Source organism: Pseudomonas thivervalensis (genome assembly GCF_001269655.1).
In the GTDB taxonomy this organism is placed as follows: domain Bacteria; phylum Pseudomonadota; class Gammaproteobacteria; order Pseudomonadales; family Pseudomonadaceae; genus Aquipseudomonas; species Aquipseudomonas thivervalensis.
In genome coordinates this window covers 251254-275975 of the sequence record NZ_LHVE01000009.1, presented here as the reverse complement: position 1 = coordinate 275975, position 24722 = coordinate 251254, and the positions used below count along the sequence as shown (strand labels likewise).

19 protein-coding genes and 1 pseudogene are annotated in these 24722 nt (G+C 60.8%); 12 read left to right on the top strand and 8 right to left on the bottom strand.

The genetic code is table 11. From position 1 onward, the window contains the following. Window positions 1-5 precede the first annotated feature (5 nt). Together AD659_RS13570 and AD659_RS13565 are read right to left on the bottom strand one after the other, a co-directional pair. Window positions 6-1427, bottom strand: coding sequence for an aldehyde dehydrogenase family protein (locus tag AD659_RS13570; protein WP_053121993.1), 1422 nt, complete (start codon window positions 1425-1427; stop codon window positions 6-8). Between the two features lie 85 nt (window positions 1428-1512). Then, complete coding sequence (locus tag AD659_RS13565; protein ID WP_053121992.1) at window positions 1513-2961, bottom strand: APC family permease; 1449 nt, start codon at window positions 2959-2961, stop codon at window positions 1513-1515. Between the two features lie 478 nt (window positions 2962-3439). Between AD659_RS13565 and AD659_RS30505 the strand changes: the two are divergent. The 4 genes and pseudogenes from AD659_RS30505 to AD659_RS13550 all read left to right on the top strand — a co-directional run. Then, window positions 3440-4633: pseudogene (locus AD659_RS30505) on the top strand (PDC sensor domain-containing protein); the annotation flags it as partial. Window positions 4634-4735: 102 nt separating this feature from the next. Further along, complete coding sequence (locus tag AD659_RS30500; protein WP_408003309.1) at window positions 4736-5491, top strand: methyl-accepting chemotaxis protein; 756 nt, start codon at window positions 4736-4738, stop codon at window positions 5489-5491. Between the two features lie 89 nt (window positions 5492-5580). Continuing rightward, window positions 5581-6750, top strand: a complete 1170-nt coding sequence (locus AD659_RS13555; protein WP_053121988.1) for an efflux RND transporter periplasmic adaptor subunit — start codon at window positions 5581-5583, stop codon at window positions 6748-6750. A 3-nt stretch (window positions 6751-6753) separates the two neighbouring features. Further along, the gene (locus AD659_RS13550; RefSeq protein ID WP_053121986.1) at window positions 6754-9849 is read left to right on the top strand and encodes an efflux RND transporter permease subunit; all 3096 of its coding nucleotides are present in this window, start codon (window positions 6754-6756) and stop codon (window positions 9847-9849) included. A gap of 268 nt (window positions 9850-10117) precedes the next feature. On the opposite strand, the gene AD659_RS13545 is transcribed toward AD659_RS13550, so the two are convergent. From AD659_RS13545 to AD659_RS13530, 4 genes are all read right to left on the bottom strand, one after another. Then, a complete protein-coding gene (locus AD659_RS13545) occupies window positions 10118-10966 on the bottom strand; it encodes an ureidoglycolate lyase (protein ID WP_053121985.1) in 849 nt (282 codons plus the stop codon). Between the two features lie 25 nt (window positions 10967-10991). Beyond that, window positions 10992-11732 carry an SDR family oxidoreductase gene (locus AD659_RS13540; protein ID WP_053121983.1) on the bottom strand — a complete coding sequence of 247 codons (741 nt, stop codon included), beginning with the start codon at window positions 11730-11732 and terminating at the stop codon, window positions 10992-10994. Beyond that, window positions 11729-13111, bottom strand: a complete 1383-nt coding sequence (locus tag AD659_RS13535) for an MFS transporter (protein ID WP_053121981.1) — start codon at window positions 13109-13111, stop codon at window positions 11729-11731. Before AD659_RS13535 ends, AD659_RS13540 begins: the two co-directional genes overlap by 4 nt. A 319-nt stretch (window positions 13112-13430) precedes the next feature. After that, on the bottom strand, window positions 13431-14369 hold the full coding sequence (locus tag AD659_RS13530) for a LysR family transcriptional regulator (protein WP_053121979.1): 939 nt from the start codon (window positions 14367-14369) through the stop codon (window positions 13431-13433). A gap of 114 nt (window positions 14370-14483) precedes the next feature. Here AD659_RS13530 and AD659_RS13525 point away from each other — a divergent pair, with 114 nt between their 5' ends. The 3 genes from AD659_RS13525 (at window position 14484) to AD659_RS13515 (ending at window position 17855) form a co-directional block, all read left to right on the top strand. Beyond that, window positions 14484-15665, top strand: coding sequence for a fumarylacetoacetate hydrolase family protein (locus AD659_RS13525; protein WP_053121978.1), 1182 nt, complete (start codon window positions 14484-14486; stop codon window positions 15663-15665). Window positions 15666-15712: 47 nt separating this feature from the next. Then, window positions 15713-17497: an IlvD/Edd family dehydratase gene (locus AD659_RS13520; protein ID WP_053121976.1), complete on the top strand. Its 1785-nt coding sequence runs from the start codon at window positions 15713-15715 to the stop codon at window positions 17495-17497. A 139-nt stretch (window positions 17498-17636) separates the two neighbouring features. Next, window positions 17637-17855 (top strand): tautomerase family protein, encoded by a 219-nt coding sequence (locus AD659_RS13515; protein ID WP_003200762.1) that lies wholly within the window; start codon window positions 17637-17639, stop codon window positions 17853-17855. A gap of 7 nt (window positions 17856-17862) precedes the next feature. Here the strand turns inward: AD659_RS13515 and AD659_RS13510 are convergent, their stop codons facing one another. Continuing rightward, window positions 17863-18540, bottom strand: a complete 678-nt coding sequence (locus tag AD659_RS13510; RefSeq protein WP_053121974.1) for a TetR/AcrR family transcriptional regulator — start codon at window positions 18538-18540, stop codon at window positions 17863-17865. Between the two features lie 148 nt (window positions 18541-18688). Between AD659_RS13510 and phlG the strand changes: the two genes are divergently transcribed. Next, window positions 18689-19570: a 2,4-diacetylphloroglucinol hydrolase gene (phlG, locus tag AD659_RS13505; protein ID WP_053121971.1), complete on the top strand. Its 882-nt coding sequence runs from the start codon at window positions 18689-18691 to the stop codon at window positions 19568-19570. Between the two features lie 19 nt (window positions 19571-19589). On the opposite strand, the gene AD659_RS13500 is transcribed toward phlG, so the two are convergent. Then, window positions 19590-20216: a TetR/AcrR family transcriptional regulator gene (locus AD659_RS13500; RefSeq protein ID WP_053121965.1), complete on the bottom strand. Its 627-nt coding sequence runs from the start codon at window positions 20214-20216 to the stop codon at window positions 19590-19592. A 417-nt stretch (window positions 20217-20633) separates the two neighbouring features. Between AD659_RS13500 and AD659_RS13495 the strand changes: the two genes are divergently transcribed. The 4 genes from AD659_RS13495 to AD659_RS13480 all read left to right on the top strand — a co-directional run bounded on the left by AD659_RS13495 (window position 20634) and on the right by AD659_RS13480 (window position 24602). After that, a complete protein-coding gene (locus tag AD659_RS13495) occupies window positions 20634-21716 on the top strand; it encodes a hydroxymethylglutaryl-CoA synthase (RefSeq protein WP_053121961.1) in 1083 nt (360 codons plus the stop codon). Between the two features lie 30 nt (window positions 21717-21746). Then, a complete protein-coding gene (locus AD659_RS13490; protein WP_053121959.1) occupies window positions 21747-22943 on the top strand; it encodes a thiolase family protein in 1197 nt (398 codons plus the stop codon). A gap of 10 nt (window positions 22944-22953) precedes the next feature. Then, window positions 22954-23394 carry a Zn-ribbon domain-containing OB-fold protein gene (locus tag AD659_RS13485; protein ID WP_053121956.1) on the top strand — a complete coding sequence of 147 codons (441 nt, stop codon included), beginning with the start codon at window positions 22954-22956 and terminating at the stop codon, window positions 23392-23394. A 158-nt stretch (window positions 23395-23552) separates the two neighbouring features. After that, window positions 23553-24602 carry a type III polyketide synthase gene (locus AD659_RS13480; protein WP_053121955.1) on the top strand — a complete coding sequence of 350 codons (1050 nt, stop codon included), beginning with the start codon at window positions 23553-23555 and terminating at the stop codon, window positions 24600-24602. Window positions 24603-24722 lie beyond the last annotated feature (120 nt).

The window sequence follows — 24722 nt, the reverse complement described above, 5'->3', positions numbered from 1 at the left end:
CGTCCTCACTGTGTTTCACGCTTGCGTACGTACAGCAGTTGCTGGCCGGTGAACTCCAGCAACCCTTCAAGGCCGAACTCGACGCCGAACCCGGACATCTTGCTGCCGCCAAATGGCGTATTCGGCTGGATCTGCGCATGGCAGTTGACCCAGGCCATGCCACACTCCAGGCGACTGGCCAGTGCCTGGGCCTGCTCGCTGTCGCTGCCCCAGACCGACCCACCCAGGCCCATGTCGCCGGCATTGGCGCGGCGCAGGACGTCCTCGACATCTTGGTAGGCGATCAGGGGCAACACCGGACCGAACTGTTCCTCGTCCACCAGGCGCTGCCCGTCGGTCACGTCGGCGACCAGCGTCGGCGGGTAGAAAAAGCCCGGGCGGTCCAGACGCGCACCGCCGCACAACACCCGCGCCCCCTGGGCACCGGCGTCGGCCACCAGTACCTCAACCAGCTTCAACTGTTCGAGGTTCTGCACCGGGCCAAACGTGACCCCAGGCGTCAAGCCATCGCCCACCACCTGACGCCTGGCGATAACGGCCAGGGCCTCGGCAAAGGCTTCGTACTGGGATTGGTGGACATACAAACGCTTGAGAGCGGCGCAGGTCTGGCCCATGTTCAGGAAGGCCGCCTGGAAAATGTCTTCGGCGACCGCCTCGACCGGCGTGCCAGGCAGCACGATGGCAGCATCGTTACCGCCCAACTCCAGGGTCAGGCGCTTGAGGTTGCCAGCGGCGCCGCGCATCACGCTTTGGCCGGTGGCGGTCGAGCCGGTGAAGACAATCTTGTGAATACCGGTATGGGCCGTAATTGCACTGCCGAACCCTTGTTCGCCGGTCACGCTATTGATCACGCCACGCGGCACATGACGCGCGATGATCTCCACCAGCCGCAGGGTGCTCAGAGGGGTCAGGCTCGACGGTTTGCTGATCACGCAGTTGCCGGCCCGCAACGCCGGCATGATGTGCCAGACGGCGATCATGAACGGCCAGTTCCAAGGCGTGATCGACGCGACGACGCCCAACGGCTTGCGGTGCAGTTCAATGCGCTGGCTCGGGGTCTCCTCCACCAGTTCCACGGGGATCTGTTGTTCGGCGGCGTAGCGCGTCCAGGCCACCGCGCCCATCACTTCGGAGAACGCCAGTTCCAGCGGCTTGCCCTGTTCCAGGACGATCAGCCGGGCCAATGCTTCGGCGTCCTGCTCGATGTCCGCCGCGATGTCCAGCAGGCGCTGGCGGCGATCTTCATGGCGGCTGTGGCGCCACTCGAGAAAAGCCGCTTGCGCCGCTTCGACGGCAAGGTCCAGTTGGGCCAGGGAACCGGCCGGGCAGCGAGCGAACGCAGTGGCGGTCGCCGGGTTGAGCACATCGAAGTGGCCGTTTTCGCCGTCGACCCGGGCCCCATTGATGAACATTTGATAATCGTGCATGACACCTTCCTTTCACGCGCTGCCGGACCGTCCCGAACGGCAGCGGATTTATTTTCTGGGTAGATTGATGTGGTCGCGCGGCGCCCTAGAGCTTGTGGCTGCCCAACGCCATGAACCGCTCAGGCGAGGCCTTGCGCAATCGGGCGGCGAGGAACACACCAACGATCAGCGCGACGGGAATGACCGCGCAAAGGCCATAGGACAAAAGCTGGCTGGCGCCGGTCAGCACGTCGAAATGCATCACCGCAAGGGCCAGGACTGCCAACAACGCCAGGCACGAAAAGCCCGGCAGAATCCGACCGCGCCAGAGCCCCAGCTTCAACTCCGGGTGCGAGCGGAAGTAAACGAATACCGCCGCCGAGGTCAGGGCCATGAGCAGGATCACGCACAACGTGGCCAGGTTGGAGAACCAGGCGAACAATTGCAGGATCGGATCGGCATCCAGGGCGGCGAAGATCAGCACCACCACCGCCGCGATCAGGCTTTGCAGGACCGAGCCCATGTGCGGGCTCTGGTGCACGCGGTGGGTGGTGCCCAGGCGGCTGTGCAGCAAACCGTCACGCCCGATGGCATAGAAGTAACGCGCCGCGGCGTTGTGGAACGCCAGCAGCCCGGCGTAGATGCTGACCATGAACAGCACGCGGATGATCTGGGTCAGTTGCGGGCCGACAAAGTGATCGGACATGCCGTAGATGAACGTGGTCGGATCCTGCAGCGCCTGCAAGGTCGGCACGATCTTGTCCGCCCCGACGCCAATCACCATCGCCCAGACCGACAGGGCATAGAAACCACCGATCAACAGCACCGAGCTGTAGGTGGCGATGGGAATCGTACGGTGTGGGTTCCGAGCCTCCTCGCCGTAGATGGTGGTGGCCTCGAAGCCGATGAACGCCGCGAAGCAGAACAGCAAGCCGATGGACGGCGTGCCGCTGAACACCTGGCTGCGATCGAACGAATCGAGGTTGATGCCACTGTCGCCACCGGTCTTGAGGATGGCGAAATCCAGTGTCAGGATCGCCAGGTACTCGGCAATGACCACCACCGACAGCACCCGGGCCGACAGGTCGATCTTGCGATAGCCAAGAATCGCAACGCTGGCCATCGCCAGGAGCGAATAGGTCCACCACGGCAAATCCAGGCCAAAAACGCTGGCCATCGTACCGCTGACCACGCCACCGAACATGCCATACAGCCCGACCTGGAGAATGTTGTAGGCGAACATCGCCAACACCCCCGCCGCGCCACCGGCCAAGCCCCCTAAACCGCGAGCGGTGAACGCATAGAAACCACCGGCGTTGGTCATGTGCCGGGACATGGCGGTGTAGCCCGCTGAAAACGCCAGCAACACCAACAGCGCCACGAGCAGCAACGCCGGCGTACCAGCGCCATTGCCCAGCATGATGCCAATGGGAAAACCGCCGGCGATGACACTCAAGGGGCTCGCCGCCGAAATCACAAAGAAGATGATGAAACCGACGCCCAAGGCGCCGCGCTTCAACTCCGTCGAGCTGCTGATCGGGAAAGATACGCTCATTGTTCTTGACCTTATTGTATGAGGCAGTTGTTGCTGGATCGCAGACGCCAGCTTTGCCGACTTCCAAGAGCTTATTGCTCTGCTTGCACGCTGGATTCGATGCTAGGCCCTGACCAAAACCCTTCGCTATCCCAAAACGGCAGCATCCGAAGCCGTGCCCCAAAACAGGTCAACTCAATGCCGGAACGCTGGCCATGTCGCTGGACCCAACAACAACCTGTGGCGAGGGAGCTTGCTCCCGCTGGGTCGCGCAGCGGCCCTTCTTTTTTTGGGCCTGCTGCGCAGCCCAGCGGGAGCAAGCTCCCTCGCCACGGGTTCTGCGTTTTCTAGCGGAACCGCATTAGCCCACTGTCGGCGCACAACGGCTGCCGATTCGGGATAACCGGCAGGCGCTGCCTGCCGCAAGATAACCTCGCCCACCGCTCAGACAGTGCTGGGCACAGAACAATAAAAATCCCTAAGCGCAGGAAACTTCAGCATGTTCTTCGCTCGTCTCTCTATCCAATGGCGGATCACGCTCCTGAGTGGCCTATGCCTGCTCGCCGTCGTCGGCGCATTGACCGGCGCCTCGCTGTATCAGAGCCAGCAAGGCGCGACGCTGCTCAAGCAGCAAAGCAGTCAACTGCTGGGGCGTTCGGCCCTGGAAGGTTTGCAGGCGCAGGCCCTGGCCCACGGTCAGCGGGTGGAACGGTTTTTCAGCGAAACGGCCATCTATGGGGAAGGTTTTGCCCAACAGGTGCTGCAACTGCGCACCCAAGCGTGGAACGGGCGACTGACGCCCGGGCAACTGCGCCGGGACCTGATCGCCGCGACCCGCCAGGCCCTTCAGAACCGCGAAAAAGTCCTCGGCTTCTACGTGGTGCTGCTTCCCGACGCGCTGGTCGGTGAAGATGCCGGTTTCACTGGCCAACGCGATCTGGCCGGCAATGAAAAAGGTCGTTTTGCCCTGTACTGGTCGCAAAGCCAACCCGGCCACCTGGTGCAAGAGGTGCTCAGCGAAGCCCAGATCAGCGCCAACACCGCACCACCGGGCAGCGAGCCGGCCAACGCCTGGTACGTCTGCCCGCAGACCCAGGGGCGCACTTGCGTGACGGAGCCCTACGCGATCGAGGTCGAAGGCCAGAAGACGTTGATGAGCAGCATCTCCGTACCGTTGCTGGACCAGGGCAACGTCATCGGCGTGATGGGCATGGACATCAGCCTCGATACCCTCCAGCAACTCGCCGCCAGCCTTGCCAACGACTTGTACCCCGGCCACAGCGAAATCAACATTCTTTCTCCATCCGGGCAAATTGCCGGCCACAGCGGCACCGTGGCGGGTACGTCTGTCGATGTGCAGCAAACCGTGCAAACCGCTCCGGAAAATGCCCCTTGGCAACTGCAGATACGCGTGCCGGAAGCGCTTGTACAAGCGCCGGCCCTGGACATGCAGGCGCAGTTGGACGACAAGCATCGCCAGGCCAACTGGTTCAACCTCAGCCTGGGTTTGCTGGCTGCCGGCCTGGGCCTGTTGCTCATCTGGCTCACCGCTTACGGCGTGACCCGGCCACTGCTGAAGGTGGCACGGATGCTCGATGCGATTGTCGACGGCGACGGCGATCTCACCCAGCGCCTGCCCAACGACCGCCACGATGAATTGGGCCATCTGGCGCAGGGGTTCAACCGCTTTCTCGATAAATTGCAGCCCATCATCCGCGATATCCAGCAAGCCTCCCTCGACACACGCAACACCGCCGACACCTCGGCGCAGGTGGCCCGGGAAGTCAGCGCGGGCATGCACACGCAGTATCGGGAAGTCGAGCTGGCGGCAACCGCCCTGCATGAAATGAGTACCAGCGCCCAGGAAGTGGCGCGCCATTCCCACCAGGCGGCCGATGCCGCCACCGTTGCCGAAAACGCAAGCCGATCGGGCCGTGAATTGTTCGCCAACGCGGTCACCCGCATCGACAGCCTCGACCGATGCCTGGACACCACCCTCGAACAAGTGCAGGCGCTCGCCGGCAACAGCCAGCACATCGGCCAGGTGCTGGACGTGATCTGCGCCATTGCCCAGCAGACCAACCTGCTGGCGTTGAATGCCGCCATCGAGGCTGCCCGCGCTGGCGAACAGGGCCGTGGTTTCGCGGTGGTGGCCGACGAAGTCCGGCATCTGGCGAGCAATACGCAGAATTCGGTCGAACAAATACGCTCGGTGATCGAAGCGTTGCAGCAACTGAGCCAGGACGTCGTGCACAGCACTCAGTCGAGCCGCGAGCTGGCCAGGGACAGTGTGGTGCAAGTCGATAAGACCCAGGCGGCGCTGCAGCGCATCACCGACGCCGTGGAAGTGATCGAACACCTGAACCAGCAGATCGCCAGCGCGGCCCTGGAGCAAAGCGCTGTCGTGGAAGACATCAGCCACCGCGTCAGCGACATTCGCGGGATCAGTGAAACCTTGACCCGCCGCATGGAAGAAGCCTCGCAGGCGAGCCACTCGTTGCATGCCATGGCCAACCATCAGCAGCAGTTGGTGGGGCATTTTCGGACCTGATTACACAATTTCACAGAGCCCCTACAAAGCTTCACCCCTGCCGAGGGCCTCGCTCCCTACCATGGGCGGCTCAATAGTGGGGAAGCACCATGTCCAAGACTCCTTTCGTCACACTGGGCCTGTTGGTCGGCGCGCTGCTGCTCAGTGGCTGTGACAGCGCCTCGAACCCCGAAGCCTCGGCCCCGCTGGCAAGCGTGCGTGTCGAAACCGTCCAGGCCCGGCCATTGTCGATCAGCAACGAGCTGAGTGGTCGGATCGCCGCGCCACGGGTCGCCGAGGTCCGGGCGCGGGTGGCCGGCGTGGTCTTGCAGCGGGTGTTTCGTGAAGGCCGCGACGTCAAACAGGGCGAGGTGCTGTTTCGCATCGATCCGGCGCCGTTCAAGGCCGACCTGGACAGTGCCGAGGCGACGTTGCGCAAGGCCGAGGCCAATGCGTTCCAGGCCCGTTTGCAGGCGCAGCGCTACGCCCAGTTGATCGATGACAAGGCGATCAGTGGCCAGGACTACGACAACGCCCGGGCCAACGTGCGCCAGACGGCCGCGGACGTCGCCGCCAGCAAGGCCGCGGTGGAACGGGCGAAACTGAATCTGGGGTACGCCACGGTGACCGCGCCGATTTCCGGACGCATCGGTCGCGCCCTGGTGACGGAAGGCGCCTTGGTCGGGCAGAACGAAAGCACGCCGTTGGCGCTGATCCAGCAACTGGACCCGATCCACGCCGACCTCACGCAGTCGACCCGCGAGCTCAACGAGCTGCGCCGGGCCTTTCGCGCAGGGCAATTGCAAGCGGTCGGCCAGGGCCAGGCCAAGGCCACGTTGATCCAGGACGACGGCAGCCCTTACCCGTTGCCCGGCAAGTTGCTGTTCACCGATCTCAGCGTCGACCCGAGCACCGGCCAGATCACCCTGCGCAGCGAATTCCCCAACCCGGATCTGGACCTGCTGCCGGGCAGTTTCATCCGCGTGCGCCTCGAACAGGCGGTCAACAGCCAAGGCATCACCGTGCCGCAACGGGCGATCCTGCGGGACAACGCCGGCGTCGCCCAGGTGTTGCTGCTGGACGCCGAGCAAAAGGTCAGCCAGCAACCGGTGCAACTGGGCGCCGCGCAAAACGATCGCTGGGTCGTCACCCACGGTTTGAAACCCGGCGACCGCATCGTCATCGAAGGCCTGCAACACGCCCGCCCCGGCGAGCAAGTCCGGGTCGACGATTCCCCACTTCCCCTCGCCCAGGTTCCCGGGCCAAAGGCAGGACATTAAGCCATGCCGCAATTTTTCATCGACCGTCCGGTGTTCGCCTGGGTCGTCGCTTTGTTCATCCTGTTGTCCGGTGTCCTGGCCATTCCACAGTTGCCGGTGGCGCAATACCCGGTCGTGGCCCCGCCACAAATCGAGATCTACACCGTGTACCCGGGCGCGTCGGCGCAAACCGTGGACGAAAGCGTGGTCAGCCTGATCGAGGAAGAACTCAACGGCGCCGACAACCTGCTGTATTTCGAATCCCAAAGCAGCCTGGGCAGCGCCACCATCACCGCGACCTTCCAACCCGGCACCAACCCGGAACTGGCCCAGGTCGACGTGCAGAACCGCCTCAAGGCGGTGGAGTCGCGCCTGCCGCAAGCGGTCACGCAGCAAGGCTTGCAGGTGGACAAAGTCTCCGCCGGCTTCCTGCTGCTGATCACCCTCACCTCCAACGATGGCAAACTCGACGACGTGGCCCTAAGCGACTACCTGGCGCGCAACGTGATGAACGAGATCAAGCGCCTGGACGGTGTCGGCAAGGCCCAGCTGTACGGCGCCGAGCGGGCCATGCGGATCTGGATCGACCCGCAGAAACTCGTCGGTTTCAACCTGACCCCGGCTGACGTCAACGCCGCCATCGTGGCGCAGAACGCCCAGGTGTCGGCCGGCAGCCTGGGGGATTTACCCAGCCGCAGCACCCAGGAAATCACCGCGACCATCGTCGTCAAAGGCCAGCTCAACACCCCGCAGGAGTTCGCCGACATCGTGCTCAAGGCCAACCCCGATGGCTCGACGGTGCGCATCGCCGACGTGGCCCGGGTGGAAATCGGCAGCCAGGAATACCAGTTTTCCACGCGTCTGAACGGTAAGCCGTCCACGGCGGTGGCGGTGCAGCTGTCACCGGGCGCCAACGCGCTGAACACCGCGACCCTGGTGCGCAACAAGATGGATGAGCTGTCGCGCTACTTCCCGGCCGGCGTGGAATACAAGATCCCCTACGACACCTCGCCGTTCGTCAAAGTCTCGATCACCAAAGTGATCTATACCCTCGGCGAAGCGATGCTGCTGGTGTTCGCGGTGATGTTCCTGTTCCTGCAGAACATCCGCTACACCCTGATCCCGACCTTGGTGGTGCCGGTGGCGTTGATGGGCACCTTCGCGACGATGCTGGCCCTGGGGTTCTCGATCAACGTGCTGACCATGTTCGGCATGGTGCTGGCCATCGGCATCCTGGTGGACGATGCCATCGTGGTGGTGGAGAACGTCGAGCGAATCATGGCCCAGGAAGGCTTGTCGCCCAAGGAGGCTACGCGCAAGGCCATGGGGCAGATCACCGGGGCGATCATCGGCATTACCCTGGTGCTGGTGGCGGTGTTCATTCCGATGGCGTTCATGCAGGGCTCGGTGGGGGTGATTTATCAACAGTTCTCGCTGTCGATGGCGACGTCGATCCTGTTCTCGGCGTTTCTCGCCCTGACCTTGACCCCGGCACTTTGCGCGACCTTGCTCAAGCCGATCGCCCAAGATGATCACCACGCCAAAGGCGGTTTCTTCGGCATGTTCAACCGTGGCTTCGACCGATTCGGCGACCGCTATCAAGGGTGGGTGGCCTACGCGCTGAAACGCAGCGGCCGTTACCTGCTGATCTACGGCGTGCTGCTGGTGGGCATGGGCCTGCTATTCAGTCGCCTGCCCTCCTCGTTCCTGCCGGTGGAAGACCAGGGTTACACCATCACCGACATCCAACTGCCACCGGGCGCCAGCAAAAATCGGACGGTGCAGGTGGTGGAGCAGATCGAAGCCCATAACGCCGGTGAGCCGGGGGTCGGCGACAGCACGGTCATCCTCGGTTTCAGCTTCTCCGGCAGCGGGCAGAACGCGGCCCTGGCCTTCACCACCCTCAAGGATTGGTCCCAGCGCGGTGGCGATGATTCAGCCGCGTCCATCGCTGATCGTGCCAACCAGGCCTTCAGTGCAATCAAGGACGCCATGGCGTTCTCGGTGCTGCCGCCGCCCGTGGATGGCCTGGGCACCTCCAGCGGTTTCGAGTTCCGCTTGCAGGACCGGGGCGGCCTCGGCCACGCCACTTTGATGCAGGCCCGCAGCGAATTGCTCGCCGCCGCCGAAAAAAGCCCGATGCTGATCAATGTCCGCGAAAGCGCGTTGGCGGAGGCACCGCAGGTGCAACTGGAAGTCGACCGCAAGCAGGCCAATGCCCTGGGCATTTCCTTTGCCGACGTCGGCGGCGTGTTGTCCACGGCGGTGGGGTCGGCCTACATCAACGACTTCCCCAACCAGGGGCGGATGCAGCGGGTGGTGGTCCAGGCCGAGGGCGACCAGCGCAGCCAGGTCGAGGATTTGTTGAAGATTCACGTGCGCAACAGCAGCGGGAAAATGGTCCCGTTGTCGGCGTTCGTCCAGGCTCGCTGGACCCAGGGGCCGGCGCAACTGACCCGCTACAACGGTTATCCGGCGGTAAGTATTTCCGGCGAACCGGCACCGGGCTATAGCACCGGGCAAGCCATGGCCGAAATCGAACGGCTGGTGGCCCAGGGGCCGACAGGCCTGGGCCAGGAATGGACCGGATTGTCCTTGCAGGAACGCTTGTCCGGCAGCCAGGCACCGATCCTGTTGGGCCTGTCGTTGCTGGTGGTGTTCCTGTGCCTGGCGGCGTTGTACGAGAGCTGGTCGATCCCGACCTCGGTGCTGCTGGTGGTGCCGCTGGGTGTGCTCGGCGCGGTATTGGCCGTGTCGTTGCGCGGCATGCCCAACGATGTGTTTTTCAAGATCGGCCTGATCACCATCATCGGCCTGTCGGCGAAAAACGCGATCCTGATCATCGAGTTCGCCAAGAGCCTGTACGACGACGGCCACGACCTGATCGACGCCACGCTCCAGGCCGCGCGCCTGCGCCTGCGACCGATCATCATGACCTCGCTGGCGTTCATCCTGGGCGTTGTCCCGCTGGCGATTGCCAGTGGTGCAAGTTCGGCTAGCCAGCAAGCCATCGGCACCGGGGTAATTGGCGGGATGATCACCGCCACGCTGGCGGTGGTGTTTGTCCCGGTGTTTTTCGTGGTGGTGATGAAGCGGGTCAGGCGTGTTGATTCCAAGTGAGGCCAGGCCGGACCACCGCTATCGCGAGCAAGCTCGCTCCCACAGTTGATCTTCGACAGGCACAGAATTCATGTGCCCCGTAGGGCCCTGTGGGAGCGGGCTTGCTCGCGAAGAGGCCAGCACATTCAACATCTTTATTGACTGTGACGCCGCCTTCGCGAGCAAGCCCGCTCCCACAGTTGATCCTCAGCACAGACAATATCCGCGTCCATCCGGAGTCTTTCTGTGGGAGCGAGCTTGCTCGCGATGACGGCAGCGAGCCCACTGATCAGTCCGCCTGCACCGTGACCTGACGCTGTTCGCCCAAGCCCTCGATACCCAGGCGCATGGTCTGGCCCGGGCGCAGGAACACCGGGTTGGGCTTGATGCCCAGGCCGACGCCAGGCGGCGTGCCGGTGGAGATCACATCCCCCGGTTGCAGGCTCATGCAGCGGCTCAGGTAGGCAATCAGTTGCGGCACGCTGAAGATCAGCGTTCGGGTATTGCCGCTTTGATAGCGGTGTCCATCGACCTCCAGCCACAGGTCCAGCGCATGCGGATCGGCGATTTCGTCCCGGGTCACCAGCCACGGTCCTAGAGGGCCGAAGGTGTCGAAGCCCTTGCCCTTGTCCCAGGTGCCGCCTCGCTCCAGTTGCCACTCGCGCTCGGACACATCGTTGATGACGCAATAACCGGCGACATGCTCCATGGCATTGGCTTCGTCGATGTAGCGCCCGCCTTTACCGATGACCACACCCAGTTCGACTTCCCAGTCGGTCTTGAGCGAGCCACGGGGAATCTGGATGTCGTCGTTCGGCCCGCAGATGGCACTGGTCCATTTGTTGAAGATGATCGGCTCTTTCGGCACTTCCATGTTCGACTCGGCCGCATGATCGGCGTAGTTCAGACCGATGCAGATAAATTTGCCGACCTGGCCGACACAGGCGCCGATGCGCGGCTGGCCGCCAACCAGCGGCAGGCTGCGCGGGTCGAGGGCGGCGAGCGCTGCCAGGCTGTCCGGGCCGAGGGCCTGCCCGGCGATGTCCGGCACATGGCCCGAGAGATCGCGGATCTGATTGTTGTTGTCCAACAGCCCGGGCTTTTCCGAACCTTTTTCGCCGTAGCGCAATAGTTTCATGACGTGCTCCTGTTCAAGTGAAAATTCAGAGGCTCATGCCGCCATCGATCACGTGCACCACCCCGGTGGTGTAGGCGGACGCGTCGCTGCCCAGGTACAGCGCCAACTGCGCGATTTCCTCAGTGCTGCCGATACGCCCCATGGGTTGGCGGTCGAGAAATTGCCGGTAGACCTCCCCTTCATCAACCCCCTGTCGCACGGCCTGGTCGGCGATGCGCTGGCGCAGCGAAGGCGAATCAACCGTGCCCGGGCATATCGCGTTGCAGCGAATGCCCTGGCTGACGAAGTCAATGGCGACCGATTTGGTCAGGCCCACCACCGCCGCCTTGCTGGCAGCATAGGCGAAACGATTGGGCACGCCCTTGATACTGGAGGCCACCGACGCCATGTTGATGATCGAGCCGCCGCCACGGGCCAGCATGCCCGGCAGGAAGGCGCGGATCATGCGGTACATCGCCGTGACGTTGAGGTCCATCGAACGCGCCCAGGCCGCGTCATCGCACTCCAGGATATTGCCGCTGTGCACGTAGCCTGCGCAGTTGAACAGCACATCGAGCCCACCGATGCGTTCGCAGGCGGCGCTGATGGCGATGGTCGACGTGACGTCCAGGTGCATGGCGGTGATCCCTTCGATCCCCGCCAGGGCATGAGTATCGATATCCGTAGCGAACACCTCGGCACCGGCCCGGGCGAAGGCAACGGCGCTGGCCAAGCCAATGCCCTGCCCCGCAGCCGTTACCAGCACGCGCTTGTTTTGCAAGTTCATGCGGTCTCCAGTTGCGCCGCCGTGGGCGCGGTCTTGGGCGTCCTGCCGAGCATCGAGGCAGGGATCGCGAGGATCAGCCCACCGCTGACCAAAAGACACAAGGCGAGTACATAGGTGCCATTGTTGATGTTGCCCGTGAGGGTTTCCGCCACGGCGGTGATCATCGAACCGGTGAAACCCGACAGGTTGCCGATGGCGTTGATCATGCCAATGCCGGCTGCCGCGGCGACACCCGACAGCACGGTGCCCGGCAAGGTCCAGAAGATCGGCATCAGGCTGAGGATCCCCGAGGCGGAGACACTGAGGAACAGGACCGACAACACCAGGTTATCCGCGAAGAACGCGCTGAGGATCAGGCCGACGCCACCAATGAACGCCGGGATCGCCGCATGCAGGCGCCGCTCACCGGTGCGGTTGGAGTGCCGAGCGTTGAGCAGCATCGCCACCACCGCCACCGAGTAAGGAATGGCAGTGAGCAAACCGATGTGCAAGCTGTTGGTGATGCCGGTGCTCTTGATGATCGACGGCATCCAGAACGCCAGGCCATAGAAGCCGGTGTTGAAGGTCAGCAGGATCAACACCAGCAGCCACACCCGAGGGTTGAAGAACACTTCGCTCAAGCGCGTGGCCTTGCCCTGGTTGTCGGTTTGCAGATTGGCCTTGAGCAAGGCTTTTTCCGCGACAGAGAGCCATTTGGCTTTGTCGATGTTGTCGGCCAGGCAGACGATCACCACGAACGCCATGATGATCGACGGAATGCCTTCGATGAGCAGCATCCATTGCCAGCCAGACAGACCGTGCACCCCTTGCATGCTGTTCATCAGCCAACCGGAGAGGATGCCGCCCAGGGTCAGGCTGACCGGCAGCGCCAGCAGGAAGCCGGACATTACCCGGCTCTGCCGGTGGGTCGGGAACCAGTAGTTGAGGTAGAGGATCACGCCCGGGAAGAAGCCCGCTTCGCAGATGCCCAGCAGAAAGCGCAGCACGTAGAACATCGTGCTCGATTCGATGTGGAAGAACACCGCCAGCGGCACGGTATAGGCCACGGCCATGGAGATCACCGCCCAACTGAGCATGATCCGGGCGATCCAGAACCGTGCGCCAAAGCGATGCAGCAACAGGTTGCTGGGCACTTCGAAGAGGAAATAGCCCCAGAAAAACATACTGGCGCCCAGGGCATACACGGTGTTGCTGAATTGCAGCTCGTTGAGCATGTCGAGCTTGGCGAACCCGATGTTCACCCGATCGAGGTACGCCGCCATGTAGCACAACAGCAACACGGGCAGGATCCGCCAGATGACCTTTCGGTAGGTCCGGTCTTCGAAATCGAGCTCGCCGGCTTGCGCCTGGGCGGGCAAATGCTCGGAGATGGTTTGCATGAGGTAACCCCTGATTGTTTTTATTGGGTCACGTCGAATGAGCGATTCATCCGGCGATTGAACGAGGACTCTACTGTCGCGGATCGATTCTTTCCCAATGGCATTTTTGGATTAGTTGATAACCATCTGTTATCGGAACCCAGAGGGGCTACTGCGTAGCCCAGCGGGAGCAAGCTCCCTCGCCACAGGGTTCAGCGCAGGCTGATCCGCCGCCATCGCGAGCAGGCTCGCTCCCACAAGTTGTTTCGTGTTGACTGAAAGATCCGCGGCACTCCCGTCCCCTGTGGGAGCGAGCCTGCTCGCGATGGCGGCGGCACATTCACCCGCTCAACCGGGCGTTGTCCTTGAGGATCTCGGCGAACTCCAGCGCCGCGCCCACCAACGGTTCATCCTTTCGGGTCAGGATGCCGTAGTCCTGTGGCACCAGGTGCAACGGGGTGTCGAGGGTCTTGAGCTGGCCGCTTTCGAGCAGCGGATCGACCATGGCATTGGGCAGCATGCCGATCATGGGCCCGCGTTGCAGGACCTGGAGGAAGGTCTGCATGGAAATGGTGTCGATGGTGTTGCGCGGCATCCCCACCCCGGCCTCGGCAAAGGCCAGTTCCATGCGCGCGCGGATCGGCGTGCCGACCGGGTAGAGAATCCACGGTTGGTCCACCAGTTGCTGCAACGACGTCGGCCCGGCGTTCGCCAGGGGATGGCGGTCGTTGACCACGATGCAGAACGGTTCCGGCGCCAGGGGCTGGAAATCGTAGCGCTGTTGCTGGCTTTGCTCGGTAAACCGGGCTACCGCCAGATCGAGCTTTTTCTCTTCAAGCATCTTCATCAGATGGTTGCTGGTCTGCTCCACCACTTCGATGGACAGCAACGGCCAACGCTGCTTGATCTGCAGGATCGCCTCGGGCAGGGCCACCGCCGTCGCGGCAAAGATACCGCCGACCTTGAGGTAGCCGTGGCCGCCTTCGCGCAGGCTACTGATTTGCTCGACGAACGAACGGGCGTCGTTCAAGGCGATCTGCGCGTAACGCAGCACATGTTCGCCTAGTGCGGTGGGCGGCATGCTCCGGGGTCGACGTTCGAACAGGGCGAAGCCGAGCAGGCTTTCGATTTCCTTGAGCATCTTGCTCACGGCCGGCTGGCTGAGGTTCATCTGCTCGGCCGCCAAGTGCATGTTGCAGGTGCGCCCCAAGGTATCGATCAACAGCAGATGGCGGAATTTGAGCCAGCCGCAGAAGCTGGAGAAGGATAGATCGGACATGGGCAATCCTCGACAATGCAATAACCGGACGTTATCAGATACTGAATATATCTCATTGGAGTTCATCAACAGCGCGCCCTAGCTTGAAAGCTTTACGAACCAGGAAGACTGCCCATGTCGCTGATGCTTACTCCCGAGAACACCTTGCCCGTCGATGGCGTCGCCGGCACCCTGATTGGTCGTGCCTGGGTACCAGGCCGTATCGCCGGACCCTCACCCGTGGTGCTGCGCAGTGACGGGGTGTTCGACCTGTCGGATCGTTTCGCGACCCTGAGCGATTTGCTGGAAACAGAATCCCCCCTGGCCGCCGTCAGGCAAACGCCCGGTACCTTCATCGCCAGCGTCGAAGCGCTGCTGGCCAATACCGGCGTTCATGCCGACCCGACCAAGCCGTTCCTTTTGCCGCCACTGGACTTGCAAGTGATCAAGGCCGCCGGCGTGACCTTCGCCGCCAGCATGATCGAGCGGGTGATCGAGGAACAGGCCGGCGGCGACGCGGCAAAGGCCGAGGCCGTACGCGCCACCGTGCACAGCGTGATCGGCGACAACCTGCGCGCCATCGTGCCGGGGTCCGAGCAAGCCATGCGCCTGAAAGCCTTGCTCATCGAACAGGGCATGTGGTCGCAGTACCTGGAAGTCGGCATCGGCCCGGATGCGGAAATCTTCACCAAGGCACCGGTCCTGGCCGCCGTGGGCAGCGGCAGCCGCATCGGCATTCATCCGATATCGCAATGGAACAACCCGGAACCGGAAGTGGTGCTGGCGGTGAACAGCCGTGGCCAGATCCACGGCGCCACCCTGGGCAACGACGTCAACCTTCGCGACATCGAAGGCCGCAGTGCGCTGTTGTTGAGCAAGGCCAAGGACAACAATGCGTCCTGCGCCATCGGGCCGTTCATTCGCCTGTTCGACGAACACTTCAGCCTGGATGACGTCCGCGCTTGCGTGGTCGATCTCAAGGTGCAAGGCGAAGATGGCTACCGCCTCCACGGTTCGAGTTCCATGAACCAGATCAGCCGTGACCCGCAGGACCTGGCGGGCCAGACACTCAACGCCAACCACCAATATCCGGACGGGTTTGTGCTGTTTCTCGGTACCCTGTTCGCCCCCACCGAAGACCGCGACCATCCCGGCAGCGGTTTCACCCACAAGCGCGGGGACGTCGTCAGCATCAGCAGCCCGTTGCTCGGCAGCCTGCATAACCAGGTGACCCACAGCTGCGACGCCGCCCCCTGGACCTTCGGCGTCAGTGCCTTGATACGTAACCTCGCCGCCCGAGGACTGCTGGGCCGCTGAGACCACGACCGTGACCGATTCATCCAATTACAAGAGAGACATGAATCATGAGTGACACGCCAAAACGCCGCCTGCGCAGCGAGCAATGGTTCAATGACCCGGCCCACGCGGACATGACCGCGCTGTATGTCGAACGCTACATGAACTACGGCATGACCCGCGAGGAGCTGCAATCGGGACGCCCGATCATCGGCATCGCCCAGACCGGCAGCGACCTGACGCCCTGCAACCGTCATCACCTGGAGCTGGCCCAACGGGTCAAGGCCGGCATCCGCGATGCCGGTGGCATCCCCATGGAATTCCCGGTGCACCCGATCGCCGAACAGTCGCGGCGGCCCACGGCGGCGCTGGACCGCAACCTGGCCTACTTGGGGCTGGTGGAAATCCTCCATGGCTACCCATTGGACGGCGTGGTGCTCACCACCGGTTGCGACAAGACCACACCTGCCTGCCTGATGGCGGCGGCGACCACCGACCTGCCCGCCATTGTCCTGTCCGGCGGCCCGATGCTCGACGGCCATCACAAGGGCGAACTGATCGGCTCGGGCACCGTGCTCTGGCATGCACGCAACCTGATGGCCGCTGGCGAGATCGACTACGAAGGCTTCATGGAAATGACCACCGCGGCGTCGCCATCGGTGGGTCACTGCAACACCATGGGCACGGCCCTGTCGATGAATGCCCTGGCCGAAGCCCTGGGCATGTCGCTGCCCGGTTGCGCGAGCATTCCGGCGCCCTATCGCGAGCGCGGGCAAATGGCCTACGCCACCGGCAAGCGCATCTGCGAACTGGTACTGCAAGACATACGCCCGTCACAGATCATGACCCGCCAGGCCTTCGAGAACGCCATCGCCGTCGCCTCGGCCCTGGGCGCTTCGAGCAATTGCCCGCCGCACCTGATCGCCATCGCCCGGCACATGGGCGTCGAACTGAGCCTGGACGACTGGCAGCGGATTGGCGAAGACGTGCCACTGCTGGTCAACTGCATGCCGGCGGGCAAGTACCTGGGCGAAGGGTTCCATCGGGCCGGCGGCGTGCCCTCGGTCATGCATGAACTGCAAAAGGCCGGACGCCTGCACGAAGACTGCGCCACGGTCAGCGGCAGGACCATCGGCGAAATCGTCAGCAGCAGCCTGACCAGCAACGCCGATGTGATCCATCCCTTCGACACCCCGCTCAAACACCGTGCCGGCTTCATCGTGCTCAGCGGCAATTTCTTCGACAGCGCGATCATGAAGATGTCGGTGGTGGGCGAGGCGTTTCGCAAGACCTACCTGTCCGAGCCCGGCGCCGAGAACAGTTTCGAAGCCCGAGCCATCGTCTTCGAAGGGCCGGAGGATTACCACGCCCGCATCGACGACCCGGCGCTGGACATCGACGAGCGCTGCATCCTGGTCATCCGCGGTGCTGGCACGGTGGGTTACCCCGGCAGCGCCGAGGTGGTGAACATGGCCCCGCCGGCCGCGCTGATCAAACAAGGCATCGACTCCCTGCCCTGCCTCGGCGACGGCCGCCAGAGCGGCACCTCAGCCAGCCCATCGATTCTCAACATGTCCCCTGAAGCCGCCGTAGGCGGTGGCCTGGCGTTGCTGCAAACCAACGACCGGCTGAAAGTGGACCTGAACACGCGCACCGTGAACCTGCTGATCGACGACGAAGAGATGGCCCGGCGCCGACTCGCATGGACGCCAAGCATCCCGCCTTCACAAACGCCCTGGCAGGAACTGTACCGGCAACTGGTGGGGCAGCTTTCCACCGGGGGTTGCCTGGAACCGGCGACGTTGCATCTGCGGGTGATCGCTCGCAGCGGCGAGCCACGTCACTCGCACTGAGTCCAGGCTGGCGATTGTTCGCGTACGTTGAATGCTGATGGCAATCCAAAGGGATTTATTCCGTGGACCTAAAGGAGAAAGATGCGCGCCAGGGGTCATTGTCCCTACCGAATATTTCTCACACCCACGGAGTAGATCCATGCCATTTGCCAACTACAAATTCCCCGAAGGAATCCTGGACCACGCGCGCAAGGAAGAGATCATCCATCGCACCACGGAAATGTTCGTCGAGTACTTCGGCGAAGGGGTCCGTCCCTTTACCATGGTCCTGGTCGAAGAAGTGGCAGACGGTGGCTGGGGGCGCGCTGATGAAACGCTGACGCTGGCGAAGATGGGGCTGCCGGCCAAAGGACAATAGCCCCGCGTCAGCTTGCAGCATCGTGCGCAGTCGCCGCCACTGCCTGGAGTCCACCAAGGGCATAACACATCATATGGTCTATCAAACCCTGCGGCTCGAGACTCAGCCCCTGCAGTACGTGCTGCTTTAATGGCTGATGGGCTATTAGCAAAAAAAGACAGGGCGCGAAGACACTGATGGCGCTGCGCAACGTTGTCGGGTGATCCGCCGGCAAGTTCATGATTTGTCCAAGCAAGCCACGCAGTATGTGTGCCTTGGGAAACGACTGTTCCTTGAGCACCACCTCAAACTCAGGAGAAGGCGAAAGCACTTCGCGCGTGAGCACTTTCAGCGCCCAGCCATCCGGATGGTTGTGCAGGCGTTCGACCAACACGGTGATGAGCGCACGTAATTTTTCTTGCGCAGAACCTGGCCGCTCGTTAAGCGAAACCAGCGTTTCCAGCTGCACCAACCGAGCGTGGGCTTCAAGCAGCACTGCGCGATACAGGCCCTCTTTGTTCACGAAGTGATAATTCACCGCCGCGCTGTTGGCTTGCGAGCGTTCGCAAATTTGCTTGCTGGTGGTGTTGGCCAAACCCTGTTCGGCAAACAATTCACCCGCCTTTTCCAGAATCTGCAGCCGCGTTGCCTGCCCATCCAGCCGCGAAGCACGAGGCAGGGAGGGCTTGCCGATGGCATTGTCCATGAGCTCATCTCTTTATAGTTCTAATTCAAATTTGACTTTTTATTTAAGCCTACCTATTTTGGTCCCGTCATTGTCCCTTTACAACACCGCGTGAGAATTTCGCAGCCGATGCCGCGGGCTTTTCACGCACTACCAAGGAAATACCGTCATGGAAGCGCGCGTAATGACACCTTTCACCTACTTCTCATTGCCGATGCAGAAGCAGTTCCTGGCCAATCAGCAGGCCATCAAAGGCAAACCCTACGCCGACTTTTTCCGCTCGAAGATCAGCGTGCCGCTCAGTGCTGTCGAAAAAATACAGCAAGGCCCCATGCCCCTGGCTGACACCTTGACGCCCAGCGTTGAAGACCTTAACCGCATGCTCGCCGCTGATTTCATCAGCGAAGAGGCCGGATACGCCCTGCTGCCAGGGCCGATGGCCTACGTGCAAAGTCGCAAGTTTTTCCCCAACTGCACCGCAGAAATGCTCAAGTGGTGGTTCATGTGGCATCCATTGGAGGCTGAACGCTACACCCTGTGGTTTCCTTATGCCCATGTGGCAAACCCCTGCGTTCATCACGAGCGCCTCCTCGACAATACCCTGAGCTTCGAGGAGCGCTTGTATGGCAATACTTTTTGCGCCTCTGAGTACGTCGGTGACCGACTCATGCACCTGCACATTGATTTCAGGAACCCCTGCGAGCTGGGCTTCTGTCCGGACCTGTACCGCGAATCCAAAATAGACGGCAGCGTCAGCGCCTTGATGAGCCTGGCCCACGAACCGCAAGTGCCGGTGTCGCTGATGGCGCACTTGTTCAAGGAATGCCCGGAAGGTTTGTACCTGACCAGCCGTTACTGGGTTGGCAGCCACCCTTCCATGCAACGTTTTCCGGGCGCCGAGCGAGCCGCTCAACTCTTGGAAGAAAACGGCCTGGGGGAAGTGGAACTGGAAACCCTGGCGTATGAATTTGCAGTGCATGACATGTGTGAATTCAACCACCTGGCCAGCATCCTGCCGAGCCTTCATGCACAATTCAGTGGCGCAAAGTAAGGGCAACCCCACCCGATAATCAGGCTTCGGCGGCGCCCTGAACCGCTGCCGAATTCGTGCCCAGTACCCCGTTCAGCAGAAGTGTCGTGAATTCATTGATATCCGCTTCCACCTCCAGTTGCTCGGTCAACAGCCGGTACCAGCAAAACCCAAAGATCATGTCCAGAAGCAATTCACGCGACGTGTCCTTGGGCAACTCGCCCTGCTGAATTGCATTTTCCACCAGTTTGCGAGGCAACTCCCTACGCCGCTCCATGAATTCGTCTTTCAGTTTGGGCAGTGTGCTGGGATCGAGTTGCGCCTCAGCGATGACACACCGAAAAGCCTCCCCGCAAATTGTTTCTCGCCAGACCTTCCAGAGATTGAGCAGCAAGAAATTGAGGTTCTCCTTGAAGGAACCTTTATCAGGCTCTTTGCGAATCTGCTCGCTTTCACTCTCGTAGACCTCGGCGATCAAGGCTGCCTTGTTCCCCCACCACCGGTAGATTGTCGGTTTGCTCGCGCCAGCCCGGCGAGCCACAGCCTCGATGCTCAACCCCGAGTAACCGCACTCCTTAAGGGTCTCTATGGCAGAAATAATGATCGCTTTGTGCGTGTGAGGGCTCCTCAATGAGCCAATGGAGCTCCGAGATGGTTTACGGGCCATAAATAAAAATCTCCAATATGGCGCTTGACAAAAGAGACTCAGGGTATAGGATTCTCTCGAAAAGCAATGAAACGGATCGTTTCGTTTTGTATGTTTATTTGATCTCAGCTTCTGCTTAGCAGTAGGTCTCTTGAGCGCTTTTAACCTCTATATAGGGGAATCGGAGAAAGAAAGTCATAAATTTTTCACGCTACCTTAACGATACGGCACGTTTCGTATCATACATAATAATTGGAAGAGAATAAACCCATTACTCACAAGCTGACCGGCAAGTTCTGCCTCTCGAACGTGCCGATTTACGGGCATAGGACTGCCAATGACACTTTGCGGGTAGCAATAGATAGTTTCTAAATATTTCATGCGCCTGCCACGGCTTTCCGCCAGCAGGTGAAAGAACGGAATCTGGAGGATGTACACATGAATAAGGTAGGAATTGTGAGCTATGGCGCGGGTATCCCGGTCTGCCGGCTCAAGGTGGACGATGTAATCCAGGTGTGGAAAAACACCGATCTGAGCTTGGTCAAGGGTCAATTGGGTGTTATTGAACGGGCCGTGCTGCAACCCGATGAAGACGTCATAACCTTGAGCGTCCTCGCCGCACAACGCGCATTGGACAAGGCACCGCCTTGTTCTCTTGAAGCGCTTTACCTAGGCACCTGCACCAATCCATATGACTCCCGGGCCTCCGCCGCGATCATCCTGGAAATGCTCGGTTGCGGCTATGACGCCTTTTGTGCAGACGTGCAGTTTGCCGGTAAATCAGGCACCAGCGCCCTTCAGATTGCATACGCCTTGGTCGCCTCGGGCATGGTAGGCAACGCTTTGGCAGTGGGCGCCGATACGATCAACCGCAACACCGCCCCCGGTGATTTGACTGAGTCCTACGCCGGGGCAGGCGCCGCGGCCCTACTGCTGGGCACAGAAAACGTGATCGCGCATTTTGATGCAAGTTTTTCTTGCGCGGCAGATGTCGCTGACAACATCAGGCCTCAAGGGGACCGCTATATCCGGTCGGGAATGGGTCTGGGCTCGGACAAGAACAGCATCGGCCTTGAAGACCAGACTCGCCGTGCTGCCTCGGGATTGATGGCCAAGATTCATGCGCAGGCCGGTGATTTCGATTATGTCGTCTTCCAACAGAACCTGGTGTCGACCCCCTACTCGCTCGGCAAGCACCTGGGATTCACCAGCGCGCAAATCGAACCGGGCATCTATGCCCAGAGTGTCGGTGATGCTGGGGCAGCAAGCCCTTTGCTGGGCTTGGTCAACGTCCTCGATCAGGCGCGCCCGGGTGAAAGAATCCTGATGGTTTCCTACGGGTTTGGGGCGGGCAGCGATGCCATTGCCTTGACCGTCACCGATGCCATCGAAGCCTATCAAAAGACCAACGTTCCGCTGCGCACGCTGCTGGAGGATAAGTACTACGTGGATTACGGGACGTCGATCAAGTACGAGTTCAAATACTTGCGGCCCGACTATGCGCTGACGGCCTATCTCTGATTCCAATCATCCAGCAAGGAGCACCTTTTTATGTGCGCACGACGCGTTGCTATCGTTTCGGCTGCCTATACCCCTAAACCTGGCAGTTCCAGAGTTCGTCAGACGTTCAAGGAGATGATCGTCGAGTCCGCCTATCAAGCACTCAACGCCATCAAGATGCATCCCCGCGAACTCCAGGCAGTTGCCTATGGCTACCACGGTGAAGGCATTTCTGAATACGGAGGCCTGGGCCCCACCATTTCCGATGCCTTGGGTATCAGCCCTGCCCCTACGTTCATGAGTACTGCCAACTGCACCAGCAGTTCGGTGTCTTTCCAGATGGCTCACCAAATGGTCGCCTCAGGTGAATACGACATCGTCCTGTGCGGGGGCTTTGAAAAAATGACCGACCACTTCAACTACGCCGAGTACATCGGTTCCAGCACTGAATGTGAATACGATTATTTTTTAGGTATCTCACACACCGACGCCTTCGCCCTGGCGACCGCCGAGTATTTTGAAAAGTTCGGTTATGCGGGACGCGAAGCGGATGTATTGGCGACTTTTGGCCGGCAGATGCGTATCTATGCCCACAACACCCCCACGGCGACCCGTTATGGCGTGCCGATTCCGTCCCTCGATACCCTCAAAAGTAGCGAAGCATGTGGCTCGATGCTGGCCTGGGGTGAAGCCAGCGGTTGCGCCATCCTGGTGGCCGAACACCTTGTGCACCGCTACACGACCCAACCGGTATTTATCCGTGGCTGTGCCTACACCGGCGTATCGCACTATTTCGGTACGCGCTATCACAACCCGACGTTGCAATTTCCGGGTCTGCCAAAAGATGTGGGCATGGCGGTTTCCGCCAACTCGATGGCCTGCGCCGAAATCGCCTACAAAAAAGCCGGTATCACTGCAAAGGATATTGATGTGGCGCAAGTCTACGACTTGCTGGGCGCCGGGTTGATTCAAATGGAATCCATGGGCGTATGTGGTCCAGGCCAGGCCGGCGACTTTGTATTGGAAGGCGGCATAGCCCTTGATGGACAACTACCGCTGAACACTGACGGCGGCAACATCGGACGTGGCCACGCCTCCGGCTGCGATGGGATTTTGCACATCACTGAATTGTTCCGGCAGCTTCGCGGCGAGTCCAACAACCAAGTCAAAGGCGCCCGTATTGGCGTCTCGCAAAACCTGGGCGGTTACGCCGCGCACAACAGCGTCATTGTGCTTTCCAACGATTAAGGAGCCGACCATGTCCCTTTACCCTGAACAAATCCACCGCATGACCACCGCCAGCATGTTGCGCGAATGGCGCGAGCACGGTGGCAAATACCGCCTCGAAGGCAGCCAATGCCAGGATTGCGAAGAAATTTTCTTCCCTCGGCGCACCGTCTGTGGCGCGTGCAACTCGTTGAACGTGGAACCGTATCGCTGCGCACGCACCGGCACTATCCAAGTCAGCGCTCACGCCGAGAATCCGATATTGGCAGCCATGGGCTATGGAGAAACCGTACCCCGCTTCATGGCAATGGTGCGTTTGGATGATGGTCTGGTGATTGCGTCGGAAATCGTTGACGTCATCGATTCCCGGCAAGTCGTCAGCGGCGCCCCCGTACGCATGGTTATTCGAAAACATGTCCGGGAAAGCAACCTGGCCTGGCAATATGCTTATAAGTTTGTACTGGTGAAATAACTAACAAGACGTCCGTCATACCCCGCGCCATCGATAACAACAGTCAAGTTTTTTGGCCTCCCAGCCCGTTGCTTTGATTCTGTTTTTCAGAGTCCTGCTTTGCTGTCATTGCCTTAAATGTGTTTCTAACTTTATTGGCTATTAGCCGAGGACTTGTCATGTCTACTCTTTGCAAACCCAGTCTGCTTTTCCCGCAACACAAGATTACTCAGCAACAAATGATCGAGCACCTAGAGCAGTTGCATGATGATCACCCACGAATGGCACTTGCCAAACGAATGATTCAAAACACACAGGTAAACGAACGACACCTGGTCCTGCCTATCGATGAACTGGCGGTGCACACCGGCTTTACCCATCGCAGCATCGTTTATGAGCGCGAAGCCCGCCGCATGTCATCCATTGCGGCGCGCCAAGCCATCGAGAATGCCGGGCTGACCATCGACGACATTCGAATGGTCGCGGTGACATCGTGCACGGGTTTCATGATGCCTTCGCTGACAGCCCATTTGATCAATGACCTAGGCCTGCGAACGTCGACCGTACAACTGCCCATCGCTCAGTTGGGTTGCGTGGCGGGCGCTGCGGCGATCAATCGAGCCAACGACTTCGCCAGCCGGGCGCCGGACAACCACGTCCTCATCGTCTCCCTGGAGTTTTCATCGCTCTGCTATCAACCCCAGGATACCAAGTTGCATGCGTTCATCTCCGCGGCGTTATTTGGCGATGCCGTATCAGCCTGCGTCATGCGAGCCGATGACAAGGCCCCTGGTTTCAAGATCGCCAAGACCGGGTCTTACTTCCTGCCTAACAGTGAGCACTACATTAAATATGACGTTAAAGACAGTGGTTTTCACTTTACCCTGGACAAGGCCGTCATGAACTCCATTAAAGATGTCGCACCGATGATGGAAGAATTGAACTACGAGACCTTCAATCAACATTGCGCTCAAAATGACTTTTTCATCTTCCATACCGGCGGACGGAAAATCCTTGATGAACTGGTCCTGCAACTGGACTTGGAACCTGGCAGGGTCGCTCAGTCTCGCGACAGCTTGAGCGAAGCCGGGAACATCGCCAGCGTGGTGGTCTTCGATGTACTCAAGCGCCAGTTCGACAGCGGGCCGGTCGATGGAGCGACGGGCATGCTGGCGGCCTTCGGCCCGGGTTTCACCGCCGAAATGGCCGTGGGCAAGTGGGTTGCCTGACAGGCCCGATAGCACACCGATACCCAGCCAGGGGCACATCTGCCCCTGGCTACAGGCGTATTGATCGTAGGCGCTCACCTCGTTCGAGAGAGCGTCGAAAGCGCCAAGGAAAGAAGGGGA

Excerpts from the sequence above, each read along its gene's own strand:
- AD659_RS13570 (WP_053121993.1), bottom strand. The coding sequence starts at position 1,427 with ATGCACGATTATCAAATGTTCATCAATGGGGCCCGGGTCGACGGCGAA.
- AD659_RS13565 (WP_053121992.1), bottom strand. The coding sequence starts at position 2,961 with ATGAGCGTATCTTTCCCGATCAGCAGCTCGACGGAGTTGAAGCGCGGC.
- AD659_RS30500 (WP_408003309.1), top strand. The coding sequence starts at position 4,736 with ATGCACACGCAGTATCGGGAAGTCGAGCTGGCGGCAACCGCCCTGCAT.
- AD659_RS13555 (WP_053121988.1), top strand. The coding sequence starts at position 5,581 with ATGTCCAAGACTCCTTTCGTCACACTGGGCCTGTTGGTCGGCGCGCTG.
- AD659_RS13550 (WP_053121986.1), top strand. The coding sequence starts at position 6,754 with ATGCCGCAATTTTTCATCGACCGTCCGGTGTTCGCCTGGGTCGTCGCT.
- AD659_RS13545 (WP_053121985.1), bottom strand. The coding sequence starts at position 10,966 with ATGAAACTATTGCGCTACGGCGAAAAAGGTTCGGAAAAGCCCGGGCTG.
- AD659_RS13540 (WP_053121983.1), bottom strand. The coding sequence starts at position 11,732 with ATGAACTTGCAAAACAAGCGCGTGCTGGTAACGGCTGCGGGGCAGGGC.
- AD659_RS13535 (WP_053121981.1), bottom strand. The coding sequence starts at position 13,111 with ATGCAAACCATCTCCGAGCATTTGCCCGCCCAGGCGCAAGCCGGCGAG.
- AD659_RS13530 (WP_053121979.1), bottom strand. The coding sequence starts at position 14,369 with ATGTCCGATCTATCCTTCTCCAGCTTCTGCGGCTGGCTCAAATTCCGC.
- AD659_RS13525 (WP_053121978.1), top strand. The coding sequence starts at position 14,484 with ATGTCGCTGATGCTTACTCCCGAGAACACCTTGCCCGTCGATGGCGTC.
- AD659_RS13520 (WP_053121976.1), top strand. The coding sequence starts at position 15,713 with ATGAGTGACACGCCAAAACGCCGCCTGCGCAGCGAGCAATGGTTCAAT.
- AD659_RS13515 (WP_003200762.1), top strand. The coding sequence starts at position 17,637 with ATGCCATTTGCCAACTACAAATTCCCCGAAGGAATCCTGGACCACGCG.
- AD659_RS13510 (WP_053121974.1), bottom strand. The coding sequence starts at position 18,540 with ATGGACAATGCCATCGGCAAGCCCTCCCTGCCTCGTGCTTCGCGGCTG.
- phlG (WP_053121971.1), top strand. The coding sequence starts at position 18,689 with ATGGAAGCGCGCGTAATGACACCTTTCACCTACTTCTCATTGCCGATG.
- AD659_RS13500 (WP_053121965.1), bottom strand. The coding sequence starts at position 20,216 with ATGGCCCGTAAACCATCTCGGAGCTCCATTGGCTCATTGAGGAGCCCT.
- AD659_RS13495 (WP_053121961.1), top strand. The coding sequence starts at position 20,634 with ATGAATAAGGTAGGAATTGTGAGCTATGGCGCGGGTATCCCGGTCTGC.
- AD659_RS13490 (WP_053121959.1), top strand. The coding sequence starts at position 21,747 with ATGTGCGCACGACGCGTTGCTATCGTTTCGGCTGCCTATACCCCTAAA.
- AD659_RS13485 (WP_053121956.1), top strand. The coding sequence starts at position 22,954 with ATGTCCCTTTACCCTGAACAAATCCACCGCATGACCACCGCCAGCATG.
- AD659_RS13480 (WP_053121955.1), top strand. The coding sequence starts at position 23,553 with ATGTCTACTCTTTGCAAACCCAGTCTGCTTTTCCCGCAACACAAGATT.